The sequence below is a fragment of the Flavobacterium sp. B167r genome (genome assembly GCF_056824315.1).
In genome coordinates this window covers 2,473,113-2,490,846 of sequence record NZ_CP124859.1, presented here as the reverse complement: position 1 = coordinate 2,490,846, position 17,734 = coordinate 2,473,113, and the positions used below count along the sequence as shown (strand labels likewise).

The 17,734-nt window shown below is 35.2% G+C and carries 13 protein-coding genes; 8 read left to right on the top strand and 5 right to left on the bottom strand.

Annotation, left to right across the window (positions count from 1 at the left end):
* A complete protein-coding gene (locus QLQ96_RS10985) occupies positions 1–1,020 on the top strand; it encodes an aminotransferase class I/II-fold pyridoxal phosphate-dependent enzyme (RefSeq protein WP_482496698.1) in 1,020 nt (339 codons plus the stop codon).
* A 209-nt stretch (positions 1,021–1,229) separates the two neighbouring features.
* Positions 1,230–1,697, top strand: a complete 468-nt coding sequence (locus QLQ96_RS10980) for a DUF1456 family protein (protein ID WP_482496697.1) — start codon at positions 1,230–1,232, stop codon at positions 1,695–1,697.
* Positions 1,698–1,952: 255 nt separating this feature from the next.
* Here the strand turns inward: QLQ96_RS10980 and sucC are convergent, their stop codons facing one another.
* Positions 1,953–3,146, bottom strand: a complete 1,194-nt coding sequence (gene sucC, locus QLQ96_RS10975; RefSeq protein ID WP_482496696.1) for an ADP-forming succinate--CoA ligase subunit beta — start codon at positions 3,144–3,146, stop codon at positions 1,953–1,955.
* A 415-nt stretch (positions 3,147–3,561) separates the two neighbouring features.
* On the opposite strand from sucC, the gene gltB reads away from it, so the two are divergent.
* From gltB to QLQ96_RS10955, 4 genes are all read left to right on the top strand, one after another.
* A complete protein-coding gene (gene gltB, locus QLQ96_RS10970; RefSeq protein WP_482496695.1) occupies positions 3,562–8,079 on the top strand; it encodes a glutamate synthase large subunit in 4,518 nt (1,505 codons plus the stop codon).
* Positions 8,080–8,182: 103 nt separating this feature from the next.
* Positions 8,183–9,637 carry a glutamate synthase subunit beta gene (locus QLQ96_RS10965; protein WP_482496694.1) on the top strand — a complete coding sequence of 485 codons (1,455 nt, stop codon included), beginning with the start codon at positions 8,183–8,185 and terminating at the stop codon, positions 9,635–9,637.
* 581 nt (positions 9,638–10,218) lie between these two features.
* Positions 10,219–11,442: a diaminopimelate decarboxylase gene (gene lysA / locus QLQ96_RS10960; protein ID WP_035649189.1), complete on the top strand. Its 1,224-nt coding sequence runs from the start codon at positions 10,219–10,221 to the stop codon at positions 11,440–11,442.
* Positions 11,443–11,687: 245 nt separating this feature from the next.
* Positions 11,688–12,002, top strand: coding sequence for a GIY-YIG nuclease family protein (locus tag QLQ96_RS10955; protein ID WP_482496693.1), 315 nt, complete (start codon positions 11,688–11,690; stop codon positions 12,000–12,002).
* 344 nt (positions 12,003–12,346) lie between these two features.
* On the opposite strand, the gene QLQ96_RS10950 is transcribed toward QLQ96_RS10955, so the two are convergent.
* Complete coding sequence (locus QLQ96_RS10950) at positions 12,347–12,736, bottom strand: hypothetical protein (protein WP_482496692.1); 390 nt, start codon at positions 12,734–12,736, stop codon at positions 12,347–12,349.
* A 540-nt stretch (positions 12,737–13,276) separates the two neighbouring features.
* On the opposite strand from QLQ96_RS10950, the gene QLQ96_RS10945 reads away from it, so the two are divergent.
* Positions 13,277–15,574 (top strand): beta strand repeat-containing protein, encoded by a 2,298-nt coding sequence (locus QLQ96_RS10945; protein WP_482496691.1) that lies wholly within the window; start codon positions 13,277–13,279, stop codon positions 15,572–15,574.
* A 186-nt stretch (positions 15,575–15,760) separates the two neighbouring features.
* Here the strand turns inward: QLQ96_RS10945 and QLQ96_RS10940 are convergent, their stop codons facing one another.
* Genes QLQ96_RS10940 through QLQ96_RS10930 form a run of 3 tightly spaced genes read right to left on the bottom strand, consistent with a single transcriptional unit; the run spans position 15,761 to position 17,060 of the window.
* Positions 15,761–16,063 carry an integrase core domain-containing protein gene (locus QLQ96_RS10940; protein ID WP_482496690.1) on the bottom strand — a complete coding sequence of 101 codons (303 nt, stop codon included), beginning with the start codon at positions 16,061–16,063 and terminating at the stop codon, positions 15,761–15,763.
* Positions 16,060–16,671, bottom strand: coding sequence for a transposase (locus QLQ96_RS10935; RefSeq protein ID WP_482496689.1), 612 nt, complete (start codon positions 16,669–16,671; stop codon positions 16,060–16,062). The genes QLQ96_RS10940 and QLQ96_RS10935 overlap by 4 nt, the downstream gene beginning before the upstream one ends.
* Positions 16,672–16,679: 8 nt before the next feature.
* The gene (locus QLQ96_RS10930) at positions 16,680–17,060 is read right to left on the bottom strand and encodes a hypothetical protein (RefSeq protein ID WP_482496688.1); all 381 of its coding nucleotides are present in this window, start codon (positions 17,058–17,060) and stop codon (positions 16,680–16,682) included.
* Between the two features lie 209 nt (positions 17,061–17,269).
* Between QLQ96_RS10930 and QLQ96_RS10925 the strand changes: the two genes are divergently transcribed.
* Positions 17,270–17,722, top strand: a complete 453-nt coding sequence (locus tag QLQ96_RS10925; protein WP_482496687.1) for a hypothetical protein — start codon at positions 17,270–17,272, stop codon at positions 17,720–17,722.
* Positions 17,723–17,734 lie beyond the last annotated feature (12 nt).

Genomic DNA, 17,734 nt, shown 5'->3' with positions numbered 1-17,734 from the left:
ATGATAGTCGAAAAATTTCCAGATCGAATCATTGAAATTGACCAAAAACAATATTTGTATTTTGGAGGAACTGCCTATTTAGGACTTCCAACAAACCAAAAATTTCAAAATTTAGTGGTGCAGAACATTTTACAATGGGGAACCACTTACGGAAGTTCCAGAACTGCAAACATCAAATTAAGCGCTTACACTGCGGGAGAAAAGTTCTTAGCTCAACATATTGGTTCTGAAGAGACTGTTACGATTTCTTCTGGAATGTTGGCTGGAAAATTAGTTTTAGAAAAATTAAAAAAACAAACCGATTGTTTTTATCATTTGAATGAAATCCATTCAGCAATCCAAATTGAAAATAGTTTTCCTGTTTTTATAAATGAAAAATTGAACGATCGTTTATTAGATTCAAAACCTGAAAAAATAACGATTTTGACTGATGGAGTTTCTTCGTTTCAAACCAAACCTGCTGATTTGTCTTTTTTAAACGAAATTTCAAATCATAAAAAAATTACATTGGTTGTGGATGAATCCCATTCGTTAGGAATTATTGGCGAAAATGGTTCTGGAATTTATTTATCAATTGATTTTCCAGTAAAAAGAAAAATCTTGGTTTCGTCTCTAGGAAAAGCTTTCGGATTAACAGGGGGCGTAATTGCATCAGATTCTGAATTTATTCAAGAAATAAAAGAAATCGAGACTTTTACAAGTGCTGCAGGAATGAATCCAGCTTTTGTACAAACAATTTCAGATGCTTCGGAAATCTATAAAGTTCAACATCAAAAATTGCTTGACAATTTAAGCTATATTGATTCGATTTTAATTAAGAATGACAATATTAAGTTTGATAAAAACTATCCGTTAATTTATTTGTTATCGAATAAGTTAGTCCATAAATTAAAAGAAGAAAATATTATTATTGCCAGTTTTAAATATACCAAAGAAGCTGAACCTTTGAATCGTATTGTGATAACCGCAAATCATTTGAAAGAAGATTTAGACAAACTGATAAACGTTTTAAACAATTAAATTTATTAACCACAAATTACACAAATTTTCGCAAATTACTTTTTCTTTAAACTTATTGAATTTGTGCAAATTTGTGTAATTTGTGGTTAAAAATAAATCTTCGTAATTGTTTTTAAACCGTACCTTTGTAGAAAATATGTATGGTTTTATTTTCCGACAAAATTGGAAAAACTTGAAACTTGAAACAAAAAAACCTGAAACAAAAAATTATGACAAATAACGATATACTTAAAAAACTTCGCGTGGCTTTGATGCTCCGTGATGACCAAATAGTTGAGATTTTAGAATTAGTAGACTTTAAAATTACAAAGTCAGAATTGGGTGCTTTTTTTAGAGCCGAAGATCATCCAAATTACATGGAATGCGGTGATCAGATTCTACGTAATTTCTTAAACGGATTGGTTATTCATTTGAGAGGAACTAAAGAAAATCCTAAAAACCCAAATGATGTTTTGGCTAAACATAAAGCCGAAATTCCAAAGAAAGAAAACACTAAAGAAAGAGCTGAATTTAAAGCGACTCCAAAAGATTCTGAAAAATATAGAGGTGATCAAAGTTCATCAAAATCAGGTTCATCAGCTGGAAAACCTAAAAAGAAAGCATTCCCGAAAGGAAATGGAAAACCATCTATTATAGAAAAAGTGGTTTTCAAAAACGGCAATAAGAAAAAATCTTAAAGTTTTAACCACAAAGCACGCGAAGAATTACACAAAGTTCGCAAAGATATTTAGCCACAGATTACACTGATTAGAAGGGTTTTAGAAATCTGATAATTCGTTTAATCTGTGGCTATTTTTTTTATGCGCATAGCTTTGCGAACTTTGCGTTTATATTAAATCTTGCAGGTAAAAAACTTTGCGCCCTTTGCGGTTAAAAAAAAATCCACTCCGAAAACGGAATGGATTTTCTATATAATTTGATTTCTTATTTAATTAAGAAAGAGCAGCTTTAACTTGGTCAGCAGCTTCTTGGAATTGAACTGCAGATAAGATTGGCATACCAGAGTTGTCAATTAATTCTTTTGCAATTTCAGCATTTGTTCCTTGCAAACGAACGATAATTGGCACATTGATAGCGTCTCCCATGTTTTTGTAAGCATCAACAACACCTTGAGCAACACGGTCACAACGAACGATTCCTCCGAAGATGTTAATTAAGATAGCTTTTACGTTTGGATCTTTTAAGATAATTCTGAAAGCAGTTTCAACACGTTTAGCATCAGCAGTTCCACCAACGTCAAGGAAGTTAGCAGGCTCAAAACCAGCGTATTTAATTAAATCCATGGTTGCCATTGCAAGACCTGCTCCGTTTACCATACATCCTACAGTACCGTCAAGGTCAACATAGTTAAGACCAACTTCTTTAGCTTCAACTTCGATTGGATTCTCCTCACGGACATCTCTCATTTCAGCATATTTAGGTTGTCTGTATAAAGCGTTATCATCGATATTTACTTTAGCATCAACAGCCATAATTTTGTTGTCTGAAGTTTTCAAAACTGGGTTGATTTCAAACATAGAAGCATCAGAACCAATGTAAGCATTGTATAATGCATCGATGAATTTCACCATTTCTTTGAAAGCATTTCCAGAAAGTCCTAAGTTAAAAGCAATTCTTCTAGCTTGAAAACCTTGTAAACCTACAGAAGGATCAACTTCTTCAGTAAAGATTAAGTGTGGAGTATGTTCAGCAACTTCTTCGATATCCATTCCACCTTCAGTAGAATACATGATCATGTTACGTCCAGTAGCTCTATTCAATAAAACAGAAACATAAAATTCAGAAGTTTCACTTTCTCCAGGATAGTATACATCTTCTGCAACTAAAACCTTGTTTACTTTTTTACCTTCAGCAGAAGTTTGAGGAGTGATTAATTGCATTCCGATAATTTGTCCTGCAATTTCTTCAACTTGTTGTAAATTTTTAGCCAATTTAACTCCACCACCTTTTCCACGACCACCTGCGTGAATTTGTGCTTTAATTACGTGCCATCCTGTTCCAGTTTCGGCAGTTAATTGTTTTGCAGCAGCCACAGCTTCAACTGCATTATTAGCCACGATCCCGCGTTGAATGCGTACTCCGTAACTCGCTAAAATTTCTTTTCCTTGATATTCGTGTATGTTCATAATATAGAATTTGTCTGGTTCTGAATTTATTTCAGAATAAAAGTGCGACAAAAGTAGCAAAATTCAACTTAATAGTAAAATCTTTTTTAAATTAATAATCCCTTCTTTATCGTTCTCGCAACTATTTAATCTCAAAGAAAAAAAATCATTAAACAATTGTATCTAGAAAGTTAACACAAAACCGCCAAAACGTTTGATATTTAACAAAAACTTCACTGATATCAATACCTTAGCGACGATTTTTCTTAATATATTTTAATCGCAATTATGATTTTGATAATTCGCAATGCTTAATATGATAATTTTATCATTTAAGAACCCTTTTTCTAATATTACTATAAAAATGAAAGCGAATACATAAATTCACTACATTATGTTTAACGAAATCTTTATTTTTGTAGAAAAAATATCAAGAATGAGAGTTAAAGAACAAGGGCTTTATCTGCCTGAATTTGAACACGACAATTGTGGTGCAGGATTTATTTGTAATTTGAATGGTATTAAGTCAAATGATATTATTCACAAAGCATTAGACATCTTAATTAAATTAGAACATCGTGGTGCAGTTAGTTCTGATGGAAGAACTGGAGACGGTGCCGGAATTTTATTCGACATTCCTCATGATTTTTTTAAGAAAGTTTGTGACTTTGAAATCCCTGAAACGCGTGAATATGCAGTAGGAATGGTTTTTTTACCAAAAAGCAAAAACCAGGTTTCTTTCTGTATTAATGCATTTGAGGCAACTATTAAAGACCAAAACTTAAAAGTTTTAGGTTGGAGAGATGTGCCTGTTGACGTTGAAAATTTAGGTGAAATCGCCGCAGAAAAAGAACCAACAGTTAAACAAGTTTTCGTTTCTAAAAATGGGCAAGATTTAACTGAACAAGAATTTAATGCAAAACTTTTTGCAGCTAGAAAAATTGCTGAACATGCCGTAAGAGGATCTAAAACTTCTGAAAGCCACATGTTTTATTTTACTAGTTTATCGACAACTACCATCATATATAAAGGTTTATTGATGCCGGAAGACATCAGCCGTTATTATATCGATTTGAAAGACCCGGACTTGGTGACGCGTTTAGCGCTTGTACACCAACGTTTCTCAACAAATACATTCCCTTCTTGGGACTTAGCTCAACCGTTTAGATACATGTGTCATAATGGTGAGATCAATACACTTCGTGGAAACGTAAGCCGTATGCGTGCTCGTGAAGAGCTTATGCAAAGCAAGGTTTTTGGCGATGATATTAAAAAATTATTCCCAATTATATTAGAAGGAAAATCAGATTCTGCTTCTATGGATATGGTGGTTGAACTTTTATTAATGACTGGTCGTTCTCTTCCTGAGGCAATGATGATGGTAGTTCCTGAAGCTTGGGAAAAACACCAAACTATGTCTGACGAAAAAAGAGCTTTCTATGAGTTCAACGCTTGTATCATGGAACCTTGGGATGGTCCTGCTTCTATTCCGTTTACTGATGGTAACGTAATTGGTGCTTTATTGGACAGAAATGGTCTTCGTCCTTCTCGTTATACTTTAACGCATAGTGGATTCGTAATTATGTCATCTGAAATTGGTGTATTAGACATCGATCCAGAAGATGTAATTCAGCACGGTCGTTTAGAGCCAGGAAAAATGTTTTTGGTTGATATGAATGAAGGTCGTATCATCGAAGACGAGGAAGTTAAAAAAGCGATTGTAACAAAACGTCCTTACCAGCAATGGGTTCAGGAAAACTTATTGCCACTTGCTAAAGTTCCTTACACAAACAACCCTACTCCTGTTGAAAAATTAGATTTCTTAACAAGACAAAAATTGTTTGGCTACACTATTGAAGATTTAAAGACAATCATCAACCCGATGGGTAGCGACGGAGCTGAAGCAATCAGTTCTATGGGTAACGATACGCCTTTAGCTGTTTTATCAGACCAGCCACAGTTGTTGTACAACTACTTCAAACAATTGTTTGCTCAGGTTACTAACCCGCCGTTGGATGGTATTCGTGAAGAAATCATTACTGATATCAGTTTAGCAATTGGAGGAGATTTCAATATTTTCGAAATTGAATCTAAACAATGTAAAAAATTAAAAATCCAAAATCCAGTTATTTCTAATGAGGATTTGGATAAAATTAGAAATATCGATCACGCAGATTTCAAATCGGCTACCATTTCTACTTTATATAAAATAGAAAAAGGAGTTAACGGTTTGGAAAGAGCACTTGAAAAATGCGTTCAGGCAACTTTTAAAGCAGTTGAAGAAGGATGCAACATCATTATCTTATCAGATAGAGGCGTAAGCGAAGAATTAGCTCCAATTCCTATGTTATTGGCTTGTTCTTACATTCACCACTCTTTGAACATTTTACAAGTTCGTTCTAAATTCGGAATCATCATCGAATCTGCTGAACCACGCGAACCGCATCATTTTGCTTTATTGTTCGGATATGGCGCAAGTGCGATCAACCCTTACATGGTAAACGAAATCATTCACGATCAAGTTGAAAAAGGTTTCATTACAAAAGTAAAAGCGGATTATGCTGTTGTAAACTACAACAAAGCGATCGCAAAAGGAATCGTAAAAATCATGAACAAAATTGGTATCTCTACTTTACATTCGTACAGAGCTGCTCAGATTTTCGAGATTTTAGGATTAAACAAAACATTTACATCTAAATATTTCCCTTACACACCTTCTAGAATTGAAGGAATTGGTTTAATGGAAGTTGAAAAAGAAGTGAAAAAACGTTTCCAAAAAGCTTTCCCAAATTCAAAAATTGCAAGTTTGCTTTCTCTTGAAATTGGAGGTATTTACAGATGGAGACGTGGTGGCGAAAAACACATGTTTAATCCAACCACTATTTCTAAATTACAACAAGCGGTTCGTTTAAATAGCCCTGAAAGTTACAAAGAATACTCTAATGCCGTAAACGAGCAAAGTTCTAATTTAATGACGATTAGAGGTTTATTTGAATTCAATAATTTAGATCCAATTTCTATTGATGAAGTTGAGCCTTGGACAGAAATTGTGAAGAAATTCAAAACTGGAGCAATGTCTTACGGGTCTATCTCTAGAGAAGCGCATGAGAACTTAGCAATTGCAATGAACAGAATTGGAGGAAAAAGTAATTCTGGAGAAGGTGGAGAAGATCCAAAACGTTTCCAGAAAGAAATTAACGGAGATTCTAGAAACTCTGCAATCAAACAAGTTGCTTCAGGACGTTTTGGGGTTTCGATCAACTATTTGACAAACGCTAAAGAGATCCAAATCAAAATGGCTCAGGGAGCAAAACCTGGAGAAGGTGGACAGTTACCTGGAGAAAAAGTAGTGCCTTGGATTGCTGAAACTAGAAACTCTACTCCTTATGTAGGTTTGATTTCGCCTCCGCCTCACCACGATATTTACTCTATTGAGGATTTATCTCAGTTGATTTATGATTTGAAAAATGCAAACCGTGAAGCGCGTGTAAACGTAAAATTAGTTTCTGAAGTTGGAGTTGGAACCATCGCTGCCGGTGTTGCCAAAGCAAAAGCTGACGTGATCTTAATCTCTGGTTATGACGGAGGAACTGGTGCTGCACCATTAACTTCATTGCAACACACAGGTATTCCGTGGGAACTTGGTTTAGCTGAAGCACAACAAACTTTAATCCTGAATGACTTAAGAAGTCGTGTAGTTTTAGAATGTGACGGACAATTGAAAACTGGACGTGACGTTGCGATCGCAGCTTTATTAGGTGCAGAAGAATTCGGATTTGCTACGGCTCCGCTTGTAGCTTCTGGATGTATCATGATGAGAGCTTGTCACTTAAATACTTGTCCGGTTGGTATTGCAACTCAGGATCCTGAATTGAGAAAAAATTTCAAAGGAACTCCAGAGCACGTAATCAACTTCATGTATTTTATTGCTGAAGAGTTAAGAGAAATCATGGCGCAATTAGGTTTCAGAACTTTAAAAGAAATGGTTGGTCAGTCACAAAAATTAAATGTGAACAAAGCGATCAAACATTATAAAGCTAATGGTTTAGACTTATCAACTATTCTATACAAACCGGAAAAAGCGAAACATGTACCAATTCACAATACTACAGAACAAGATCACCAACTTGAAAATGTATTGGATTTTGACATCATCAAAGAAGCTATTCCATCTATTTATAGAAAAGAGAAAACGAGAGTTACTTTCAAAATCAAAAATACAGACCGTTCTGTAGGTGCGATTTTGAGTAACGAAATCTCAAAAATTTATGGCGCACAAGGATTACCGGATGACACTATTTTAGTTGATTTTGAAGGTTCTGCCGGACAAAGTTTTGGTGCATTTGCAACAAACGGATTGTCATTTAAAATTCACGGAAACTGTAATGACTATTTAGGAAAAGGTCTTTCTGGAGGAAAACTAATTGTAAAAGTACCTCCTACTGCGACTTTCAAACCTGAAGACAACATCATTATTGGGAACGTTGCCCTTTACGGAGCTATTACCGGAGAGGCTTATATTAATGGTATCGCAGGAGAGCGTTTCTGTGTGAGAAACTCTGGAGCAACAGCAGTTGTAGAAGGAATTGGAGATCACGGATGCGAGTACATGACAGGTGGTACAGTTGTAGTTTTAGGAAAAACTGGAAGAAACTTCGCTGCTGGTATGAGCGGTGGTGTAGCTTACATTTACGATCCGAACAAGAAATTCGATTCGACAGTTTGTAACATGGAAATGGTTGCATTCGATCCGTTGGAAGAAGAGGACGTTACTAAACTAAGAAAACTGATCAAAAACCATTCGTTGTACACCAGCAGTCCATTAGCAAAAAGAATTTTAGCAGACTGGGAAAATCAACAACAGCACTTCGTAAAAGTAATGCCAATTGATTACAAAAAAGCATTAAAACGAATTGCAGAAGAAAAACAAATAGAAGAATTAATAGCTAATTAATAGGTTCTGAGGTACAAAGGTGCAGAGGTGCTAAGTTTGAGCTTTCAACTCACCTCTCACATTTTACATTTTACAACTCACAACTAAATTTATTAAAAATGTCATGGGTAAAATAGGCGGATTTAAAGAATATAATAGAGCCGACGAAAGTAATTTAGCAGTTGCAGAACGTGTTTCCAACTATAATGAATTTACTATTCCGGTATCAAAAGAAAAAATAAAAGAACAAGGATCAAGATGTATGGATTGTGGTATTCCTTTTTGCCACAGCAGTTGTCCGTTAGGAAATTTAATTCCTGACTTCAACGACATGGTACATCAGGAAGAATGGCAAAGTGCATTGGAGATTTTACAATCTACAAACAACTTTCCAGAATTCACAGGCCGCTTATGCCCTGCTCCATGTGAGAAATCATGTGTACTAGGAATCATCAAAGATCCTGTAGCGATCGAAAACATCGAGAAAAACATCGTTGAAAGAGGTTTTGCAGAAGGATGGATCAAACCTCAGCCACCAAAAACTAGAACTGGAAAAACTATTGCAGTTATTGGTTCAGGACCTGCGGGACTTGCTGCTGCTCAACAATTAAACAGAGCGGGTCACACGGTTACTGTTTTTGAAAGAGACAATGCAATTGGAGGTTTATTACGTTACGGAATTCCAAATTTCAAATTAGAAAAAGGAATTATCGACCGTCGTGTAGTGGTTCTTGAAGCAGAAGGAGTTACTTTCAAAACAAATGTAAATGTTGGGGTTAACTTTAGCGTTGAAGAATTAAATGCATTTGATTCTATTGTTTTATGCGGAGGAGCAACTGAAAGAAGAAGCCTGCCAACTAAAGGAATCGAAAGCAAAGGCGTTGTTCAAGCAATGGATTTCTTGACTCAACAAACTAAAGTTTTATTTGGAGAATCTATTCCTGATCAAGTTAAAGCTACTGGTAAAGACGTAATCGTTATTGGTGGTGGAGATACAGGTTCTGACTGTATTGGAACTTCTAACAGACACGGAGCTAAATCGGTAACTAACTTTGAGATTTTGCCAAAACCTCCAGTTGGAAGAAGCGAGTCAACTCCATGGCCTTTCTGGCCGTTACAGTTGAAAACTTCATCTTCTCACGAAGAAGGTTGCGACAGAAACTGGTTAATCAATACTAAAGAATTCATCTCTAACGAAAAAGGTGAATTAACTGGATTAAAAACGGTTGAAGTGCAATGGAAAATGACTCCAGGCCAAAGACCAGAATTGATTGAAAAAGAAGGTTCTGAGAAAATCTGGCCTTGCGACTTAGCTTTATTAGCTCTTGGATTTACAGGTCCGGAGAAAACGTTAAGCGAGCAGTTAGGCATCGAAACTGATATGAGAAGCAACTATAAAGCGCACAACTATCAGACAAATGTTCCTCACATTTTCACTGCTGGTGATATGAGAAGAGGACAATCATTAATTGTATGGGCTATTTCAGAAGGTCGCGAAGCAGCAAGAGAAGTAGATTTATTCCTAATGGGATCTACAAACTTGCCTACTAAAGGAAAAGGAGATCTTCCTAGCTTGTAATTTTTAAGGTTCTGAGATGCTAAGATTCTAAGGGACTAAGGTTTTCTTATATGCTTCATCTAGAGAACTAAAAATTGAAACTATAAAAACACAACACATACTATTGACAAACCCCTGAATTTCCATTCAGGGGTTTTGTTTTTTATGCCACAGATTTCACAGATTAAAATGGATTTTTTTATTTGCCACTAATTGCACTAATTTTAACTAATTTATTTATTCAATCAATTTCAAACATAGCCCACGGTTTCAACCGTGGGGACGCAATGCAAATCCTCAACGATGTGAAACAATAAGTTTCCCACGGTTGAAACCGTGGGCTATGTTTTACAATGATTGCGAAAGAATTGTTTAAAATTATCTATACGTCCCTATATAAATTAGAAAAATTCGTGAATTCGCAGCAAAAAAACTTAGTATCTTAGCATCTTAGAACCTTAGCATCTCAAAAAGAGTTATAGAATTCCAAAAACAGCAACTTTTTGTTTAAAATTAAACAATTTGTTATAATTTGTTATTTTTCTGCAATTAATTTGCAGTTACTCAAAAGAGTAATAACTTTGCTCAAAATAATTTGAAAAATGCAAGCAAAAGATTTACTGCAGTTAGCAGACCAATTTGGAAGTCCATTGTATGTTTACGATGCCGAAAAAATCCAATCTCAGTACAACAGGTTAACTAAAGCTTTCTCTAAGGTAGAAAACTTAAGAGTTAATTATGCCATGAAGGCATTGTCTAACGTTGCAATTCTTCAGTTATTAAAGAACATGGGGTCTGGCTTAGATACTGTATCAATTCAGGAAGTTCAGTTAGGGCTTCACGCTGGCTATGAACCCGAAAGAATTTTCTTTACACCAAACGGAGTTTCTTTAGAAGAAATTGAAGAAGTTGCTGCAATGGGTGTACAAATCAATATTGACAATTTATCTATTCTGGAGCAATTCGGAACAAAACATCCACATATTCCAGTTTGTATTCGTATCAATCCGCACGTAATGGCGGGTGGAAATGCTAATATTTCTGTTGGACATATCGATAGTAAATTCGGAATTTCTGTTCACCAAATTCCGCATATCTTGCGAATTGTGGAGAACACAAAAATGAGCATTGTTGGAATTCACATGCACACAGGATCTGATATTTTAGATATCGAAGTATTCTTGTATGCTGCTGAAATCCTGTTTGATACGGCTAAACATTTCAAAGATTTACAATTCTTAGATTTCGGAAGCGGATTCAAAGTTCCTTACAAAAAAGACGATATCGAAACTGATATTGAAGAATTAGGTAAAAAATTATCTAAAAGATTCAACGCTTTCTGTACAGAATACGGAAGAGATTTAACATTGATTTTCGAACCAGGAAAATTCTTGGTGAGCGAAGCAGGTCATTTCTTAGTAAAAGTAAACGTAGTAAAACAAACGACTTCTACAGTATTTGCTGGAGTTGACAGTGGTTTCAACCATTTAATTCGTCCAATGTTATACGGATCTTCACACCATATTGAAAACATCTCAAACCCTAAAGGAAAAGAGCGTTTTTACTCTGTTGTAGGATACATCTGCGAAACTGATACATTTGCAAACAACCGCAGAATTCAGGAAATTACAGAAGGAGATATTTTATCTTTCAGAAATGCAGGAGCATATTGTTTCTCAATGTCTTCGAACTACAACTCAAGATACAAACCAGCCGAAGTTTTATGGATGAACGGTCAGGGAATCTTAATTCGTCAAGCTGAAACATTTGAAGATCTACTTAAAAATCAAATTCCGTTGCCACAAGAAATTGCAGCAACAGTTTAAAATAAAAAAAAAAAGAGAATATCTATATTGATCCCGTTTCTTAATTGAGGCGGGATTTTTTTTGTTTTTGATTTTAGAGTTAAGATTTTATCCCCCACAATCTTGTCATTTCGTTGTAAGGAGACCGAGCGATAGCGAACAGGCTAAGCAAATCTCCACAAGCAACTCCGTAACGTTTGAAACATCTATTACATAAAAAAGAAAGAAAATTCTTTATTTTTTTTAACTTTGTAAAAAAAACTCAAATGCAATTACAAGAAGGCTATCACACCTATTACATCTACATTCTAACAAACAAAGCTAAAACAGTCTTTTACACTGGAGTTACAAACAATTTAAGAATTCGTCTAACTCAGCATAAGGATAACAATACAAACGGAAACAAAACTTTCACAGCAAAATACAATACCACATTTTTATTGTACTATGAAAAATTCACGTGGATTCAAGAAGCAATAGCTCGAGAAAAAGAAATAAAAGACTGGCGAAGAGAAAAGAAAATTGAATTGATAAAAACTATTAATCCAGATCTTAATTTTCTGAATTATTTATTTACATGATTTCAAACTTAGTCTTCCAATCTTTGTAAAGTTTCTTGCGGAGATTTCTTTGGTTCCGAATTATCTCCAATATTGTCATTTCGACGTAAGGAGACCCGAGCGATAGCCAAAAGGCGAAGCAAATTTCCACAAGTAGCTCCGCAAAGATTTTCTATTTAGTTTATTTTTTGTCATTTCGAACGAAGAGAGAAATCTCCGCAAGTAACTCCGCAATCAAAATCGTCAATCTTTGTCGAGCTTCTTGCGGAGATTTCTCCTTACGTCGAAATGACAATATTATGAGGAATTAGAGAGCGAAACGATGGCAAGGCAATGAAAAAAAGATTGCAGAAAAATTAAAAACCCTATTCCCCCTTCCCCTTACGCAACTCTCCTATCGTAAGAAGTTTATCATTTAAGCTCTCTTGCAAAAGTTTAACGTTAAGTCTTAGAGATTTGATTTCGCCTTTTTGAGATTCGACAAGATCTTTAAACAATTGTTTTTCGTTTTCGGGCAACTGTAAGCTCCCATCATGATCTGCCAACATTTCTCCTTGACCGGTCAAAACCCAAACGGGGTTTAAATCAGGGAAAGAATTTAGAATATTTTCTAATTTATCAACGCCTATTGTTTTGTTGTTTTTCAATTGACTTGCAAAAGCGCCATTTGAAAAACCAATTTTCATTTCAAAAGCACGTGTGCTAATACCCTTACTATCAATGTATTTCTTTATTCTCTGAAGAGTAGTTTCCATGTAAAATTTTAGCATTATAAAAAATATCCTACAATAAATTTGTATATATAAATAATATCCTATATATTTGCAGAAGTTATTATTAGTGGTAAATGCAAAAGTAATCATAATATATTTATGTTTGCTAAAATATAATCTATACGCGTCCTTAACGTTGATACCGAACGTAAATAAGCTTTAGAAGTACTTATCATTTTTTGCTGTAAAGCAGATCACAATCTTTCCAAAACATTAATAGTTAAACGCAAAAGTTTAGAATGGGATTCAATTATTATGACGCATTAACTATTAAAGAAAACAATTAGCCGCCCAATTTTAATCATTACAAAAGCAACTTGATGCATCAATACCATCGAGGCTTTTACTTGTGGCTATTTTATTGGGCGCTGTTGTTTTCAAAATCCCAAAAAAACATTTTTTAATTACAAACGGTGAAAAAGAAACCTTTTTGCAAGGCATTTCTATGCCCGTTTTTCAACAAATTGGAAATAACAAATTGATATAATGATTTTTAACAGGCAATAAAAAATGAAAAACAAAATGAATAAAATTGTCGGAGCCGTAACCTTACTCCTTGCCTTAAGCGCAGGAAATACCTACGCGCAAGTTGGAATGCCAACCAACAATCCTCAAAGAAATGCACAATTAGATTTGAATGGTGCCAATAGTCAAAACAACAAAGGTTTATTATTGCCAAGAGTTTCTTTGGTCGCGATCGATAATGTAGCGCCACTTATAGGAACCGTTTTGTCTGGTATGAAAGTTTACAATCTTGCTACCGCAGGAACCGGCGCAACCGCCGTAACACCTGGAGAATATTACTACGATGGCACAAAATGGGTTCGCATTGCAGCCGAAGGATCAGGATCATCAGGAGGCGCAGAACCTTGGTACGATGTAGCAACTCAAGCAGGAGCAACAGCCAATACTCAGAATATTTACCAAATGGGAAAAGTAGGTATTGGAAAAAACAATCCTCAGGCACAATTAGATGTAAATAAAGATGCTTTGATTAATGGTATTACTGTTGGTTTGGCGGGTGGACAAATAGCTACTAATACGGCAGTGGGAAACAATGCACTTAAGCTAAATACCGGAGGAAGCTATAATACAGCAACAGGCTCTAATGCACTTTCTGCAAATCAGGGAGGGAGTTGGAATACTGCAATAGGTTCACGTGCACTTATTAATAACACGATAGGAAATTCTAATGCAGCAGTAGGTGAATCGGCGCTTCAACTAAACACATCAGGCGGGTCTAATATTGCAATGGGGAATGTTGCGCTTGGATCAAACACTACAGGAAACGAGAATTCAGCCTTGGGTGTCAATGCGCTTAATCAAAACACAACAGGGTACAAGAATACTGCAGTAGGAATCAGAGCACTTCAAGCAAACACAACAGCCGATTTCAATACAGCCATTGGTGCAGATGCGCTTGTAGCAAACACTATAGGAACTTTGAATTCAGCGGTGGGTACGGGTGCGCTTGCGCATAATACAACAGGGAATTATAATTCATCAATGGGGGTTAATTCACTTCTAAATAACACCATAGGGCAAAATAATTCAGCATTTGGAGTTAATTCACTTACTTCAAACACAACAGGAAACCAGAATACAGCATTGGGTAATGGCTCTCTACAAACTAACAGGGTTGGGAATTGGAATTCATCTGTAGGTTATGCTGCATTAGCAAATAATACTGCATCAGAAAATACAGCAACGGGAGGTAATTCACTTAATGAAAACACAACAGGAGCCCGAAATTCAGCAATGGGTGCTGCTGCTATGCAACATAATTCAACAGGGGAAGAGAATTCAGCCTTGGGTTATGCAGCGCTTGCAGGAAACTCAACAGGAAAAAAGAATACAGCAGTCGGTATTAGAGCGCTTCAAGCAAACACAACAGCCGATTTCAATACCGCAGTAGGTGCTGATGCGCTTGTAGCAAATACTGTAGGTACTTGGAATTCAGCAGTGGGTACAGGTTCGCTTGCGAATGCCACAACGGGGAGTTATAATTCATCAATGGGGGTTAATTCACTTTTAAATAACACTACAGGTTCTTATAATTCAGCAGTGGGTATAAGTGCACTTATCAATGTCACAGGAAGCAACAACACAGCTCTCGGAAGTGGTGCTGGTTCAAACCAAATTCAAGGAAGCAATAATATTTTTATTGGTACAAATACTGGTGTTGCAGATAATAATGGTTCCAACCAAATGAATATTGGCAATGTTATGTTTGGTACAGGTATGACAGGAGGTGGAGCAGGTAATATAGGAATTGGTACTGATAGACCAAGCGCTAAATTAGAGGTTACTACTGGTGCAACACCAGGAGCTATTAAAATTGTTGATGGAACACAAGGCGCCGGAAAAGTATTAACATCTGATGCAAACGGAGTTGGTACATGGCAACCCTCGACATATTTAAGACCTAGTAGCCCTCAATTTATTTGGTCAAGAACCACTATTACCAAAGCTGTTACGATATTTTTCCCTGGTTATGGACTAACTTATGATATAAATAATGGCTTTGTACCTCCTGTAATAACTCAAGCTGGTTTTTACAGAATTGAAATTGATAATTATGTATTGGCAAAAGTTACTGGAAGGTTTTATTATGAGATGACTGGACCAAGTATTAATGGTCGAATATTAATGGGACCTGTTGCTTCTATAGATTCAAATACTCGAAAAGTAGTAACGGAGGTATTATATCTTACACCTGGTACTTATAATTTTAAAATTTATTCGGATGAGCCAGGTTCAGTTAATTACTCAATTGTAAATCAAGGATCTGCAATTAACATCAGATTTAATTCATTGTAGGTGTAAAATAAGTAAAATAATTTTTCATTTTATTCTTTAAAAGCTGCTCTTAAATTGAGTAGCTTTTTTTGTTTCACCAGCTAGCGCGAGCGTCCCGCTCGTGAACAAAAGCCTGTCTCGTCCTGAAAAAAGTTTACATATTTACACTTAATCCTAAAATAGATTTACAACTATATTTTAGTCCTGCTATTTGTTTACAATAGTAGGACTTTTTACATAATAATTCTTCCATAATTTTTCAATTTTTATATTGTTTTGATGCACATAGTTTGGTGTAAGGTTTCCTATGCTCATATGAGGCCTTTCGTTATTATATAACTTAATAACCGCGTCTAATAATTCTTTAGCCTCTTGCGCATTATCAACTTGATAATCATCTAAATATTCTTCTTTTATAATGCCATTAACCCGTTCTGCTATTGCATTTTCTAAAGGATCTCCATTTTCTGTCATGCTAATGCCAATTTTATTGGCTTCTAAGAGCCTCACATATTCATTACTGCAATATTGTGCCCTCTATCTGAATGATGTATCAGTTGTAATTCATCTTTAGATTCTTCTGAAAGATTTGATATTGCCATTTTTAAAGCTTGAATCGTTTCTGAGGTTTGTAAATTATTCGCCAAATGATAACCGATAATTTTTCTAGAATAAGCATCAGTGACAAAACTTATGTACATAAAACTATCCTTTATTCTCCAATATGTTATATCACTTACCCATAATTGATTAGGGCAAATCGGTGCAAATTCTTTGATAAGATTGGGGTATTTCTTAAATCTATGCAACGAATCAGTAGTGATATTTGGCTTTTTCTTACGCCTGACTAATAAAAAATTAGCAGACAAAATATCAAAAAGTCTATCTCTGCCCATTTTTATCTGATGCTCTAATAAGAAAGGCTGTAAAAGTTCATATAACTTTCTTCCTCCCATATGACGATGTTTTTTTCTAATTTTCAATACCTCAAAAACAATTAGTTCATCTTCAAAAGCAAGCTGCTGCTGATACCAAAAGTGCTGATAATATGCCTGTCTGGTTACGCCAAGTAATTGACAAAATTTGCCTAAACCAATTCTGGGATAATTGTGTTTCATCTCCTGAATTACTTGGTATTGGACTTTTTTACAATTTTAATCTTGAATTCCTGCTCAGCAATTTCAATCATTTTGCGATAAGCTTCTGCTAAAAGTCGAGCTTCCTGCAGTTCTTTTTTTAACTGAGATACAGATTCTTCACCTTCCTTATTTCCTATTTTTTTAGTGTAGTCTTCCATCCTAGGTAAAGATACAATACTGGGTTTAGAATAATCAAAACCTATTTCTTTGAGCCAGTAAGTTAATCTTGAATGTCCAATATTATATTTATTCTCAATTTCTCTTTTTGTCAAAGTTCCGGTTAAAAAATCATTACAGACAAATCCTTTAAATTCTTCGCTATATTGAGACTGCCATTTTGAAGGTGATGTCCTTGAATATCTTTCCATATTTTTACACTTTTGTGTAAACCTATTTTAGGACAAGACAGCCGAGCAAAAAACAAAATTTCGCAGTTACTAACGGGATCCTGCTTCTAGCAATAGCCAACAATAAGAAAAATAACTCTTCAATAATAAAATTCTGCAAAAGCACAAATATCTAATGATTTTGTGCTTTTTTTGTAAAACCAAATCTAATACTATAATCCCCAAAACAAATGAAATTCACAATTACCCTATCAACCCTACTCCTACTCCTTACAACCAATTTATTCAGCCAAACTCTCGCTGATTTAAAACTAAAACCAAAAGAAATTCCGAAAGGCGGTTATATTGTAAGTGACGGTAATGTTTGTATAACGCCTCAAGCCTGCTCTTTTTATGAAGATATTGCAACTTACAGCAACATTGTTGGAACTGTAAAAAGCAAAGCAATTCAGAGTTTTAAAAGTAAAGCCGATCGCGGTTCTATAATGTATTTTGAATTTGATCATGTTTTTAAAGGCGATCGTTTTCTTCAAGGTTTGTTGTGGGGAAAAGCAGGAGAACCAACAGCAGAACATCCAGAAGAATATATTGCAAAAGGAAGATTCTTGGTTATTTGGAGCTTACAGCCAGATAGTCCGTTAAAAGAAAAATCGGAAACTAAAGTCGAGGCAATTTTAGAATAAAATCCTAATGGC

Coding starts and splice junctions, on each gene's coding strand:
- gltB (WP_482496695.1), top strand. CDS start 3,562: ATGAGAGTTAAAGAACAAGGGCTTTATCTGCCTGAATTTGAACACGAC.
- QLQ96_RS10930 (WP_482496688.1), bottom strand. CDS start 17,060: ATGGAAAGATATTCAAGGACATCACCTTCAAAATGGCAGTCTCAATAT.
- QLQ96_RS10925 (WP_482496687.1), top strand. CDS start 17,270: ATGAAATTCACAATTACCCTATCAACCCTACTCCTACTCCTTACAACC.
- lysA (WP_035649189.1), top strand. CDS start 10,219: ATGCAAGCAAAAGATTTACTGCAGTTAGCAGACCAATTTGGAAGTCCA.
- QLQ96_RS10985 (WP_482496698.1), top strand. CDS start 1: ATGATAGTCGAAAAATTTCCAGATCGAATCATTGAAATTGACCAAAAA.
- QLQ96_RS10935 (WP_482496689.1), bottom strand. CDS start 16,671: ATGAAACACAATTATCCCAGAATTGGTTTAGGCAAATTTTGTCAATTA.
- QLQ96_RS10950 (WP_482496692.1), bottom strand. CDS start 12,736: ATGGAAACTACTCTTCAGAGAATAAAGAAATACATTGATAGTAAGGGT.
- QLQ96_RS10965 (WP_482496694.1), top strand. CDS start 8,183: ATGGGTAAAATAGGCGGATTTAAAGAATATAATAGAGCCGACGAAAGT.
- QLQ96_RS10980 (WP_482496697.1), top strand. CDS start 1,230: ATGACAAATAACGATATACTTAAAAAACTTCGCGTGGCTTTGATGCTC.
- sucC (WP_482496696.1), bottom strand. CDS start 3,146: ATGAACATACACGAATATCAAGGAAAAGAAATTTTAGCGAGTTACGGA.
- QLQ96_RS10955 (WP_482496693.1), top strand. CDS start 11,688: ATGCAATTACAAGAAGGCTATCACACCTATTACATCTACATTCTAACA.
- QLQ96_RS10945 (WP_482496691.1), top strand. CDS start 13,277: ATGAATAAAATTGTCGGAGCCGTAACCTTACTCCTTGCCTTAAGCGCA.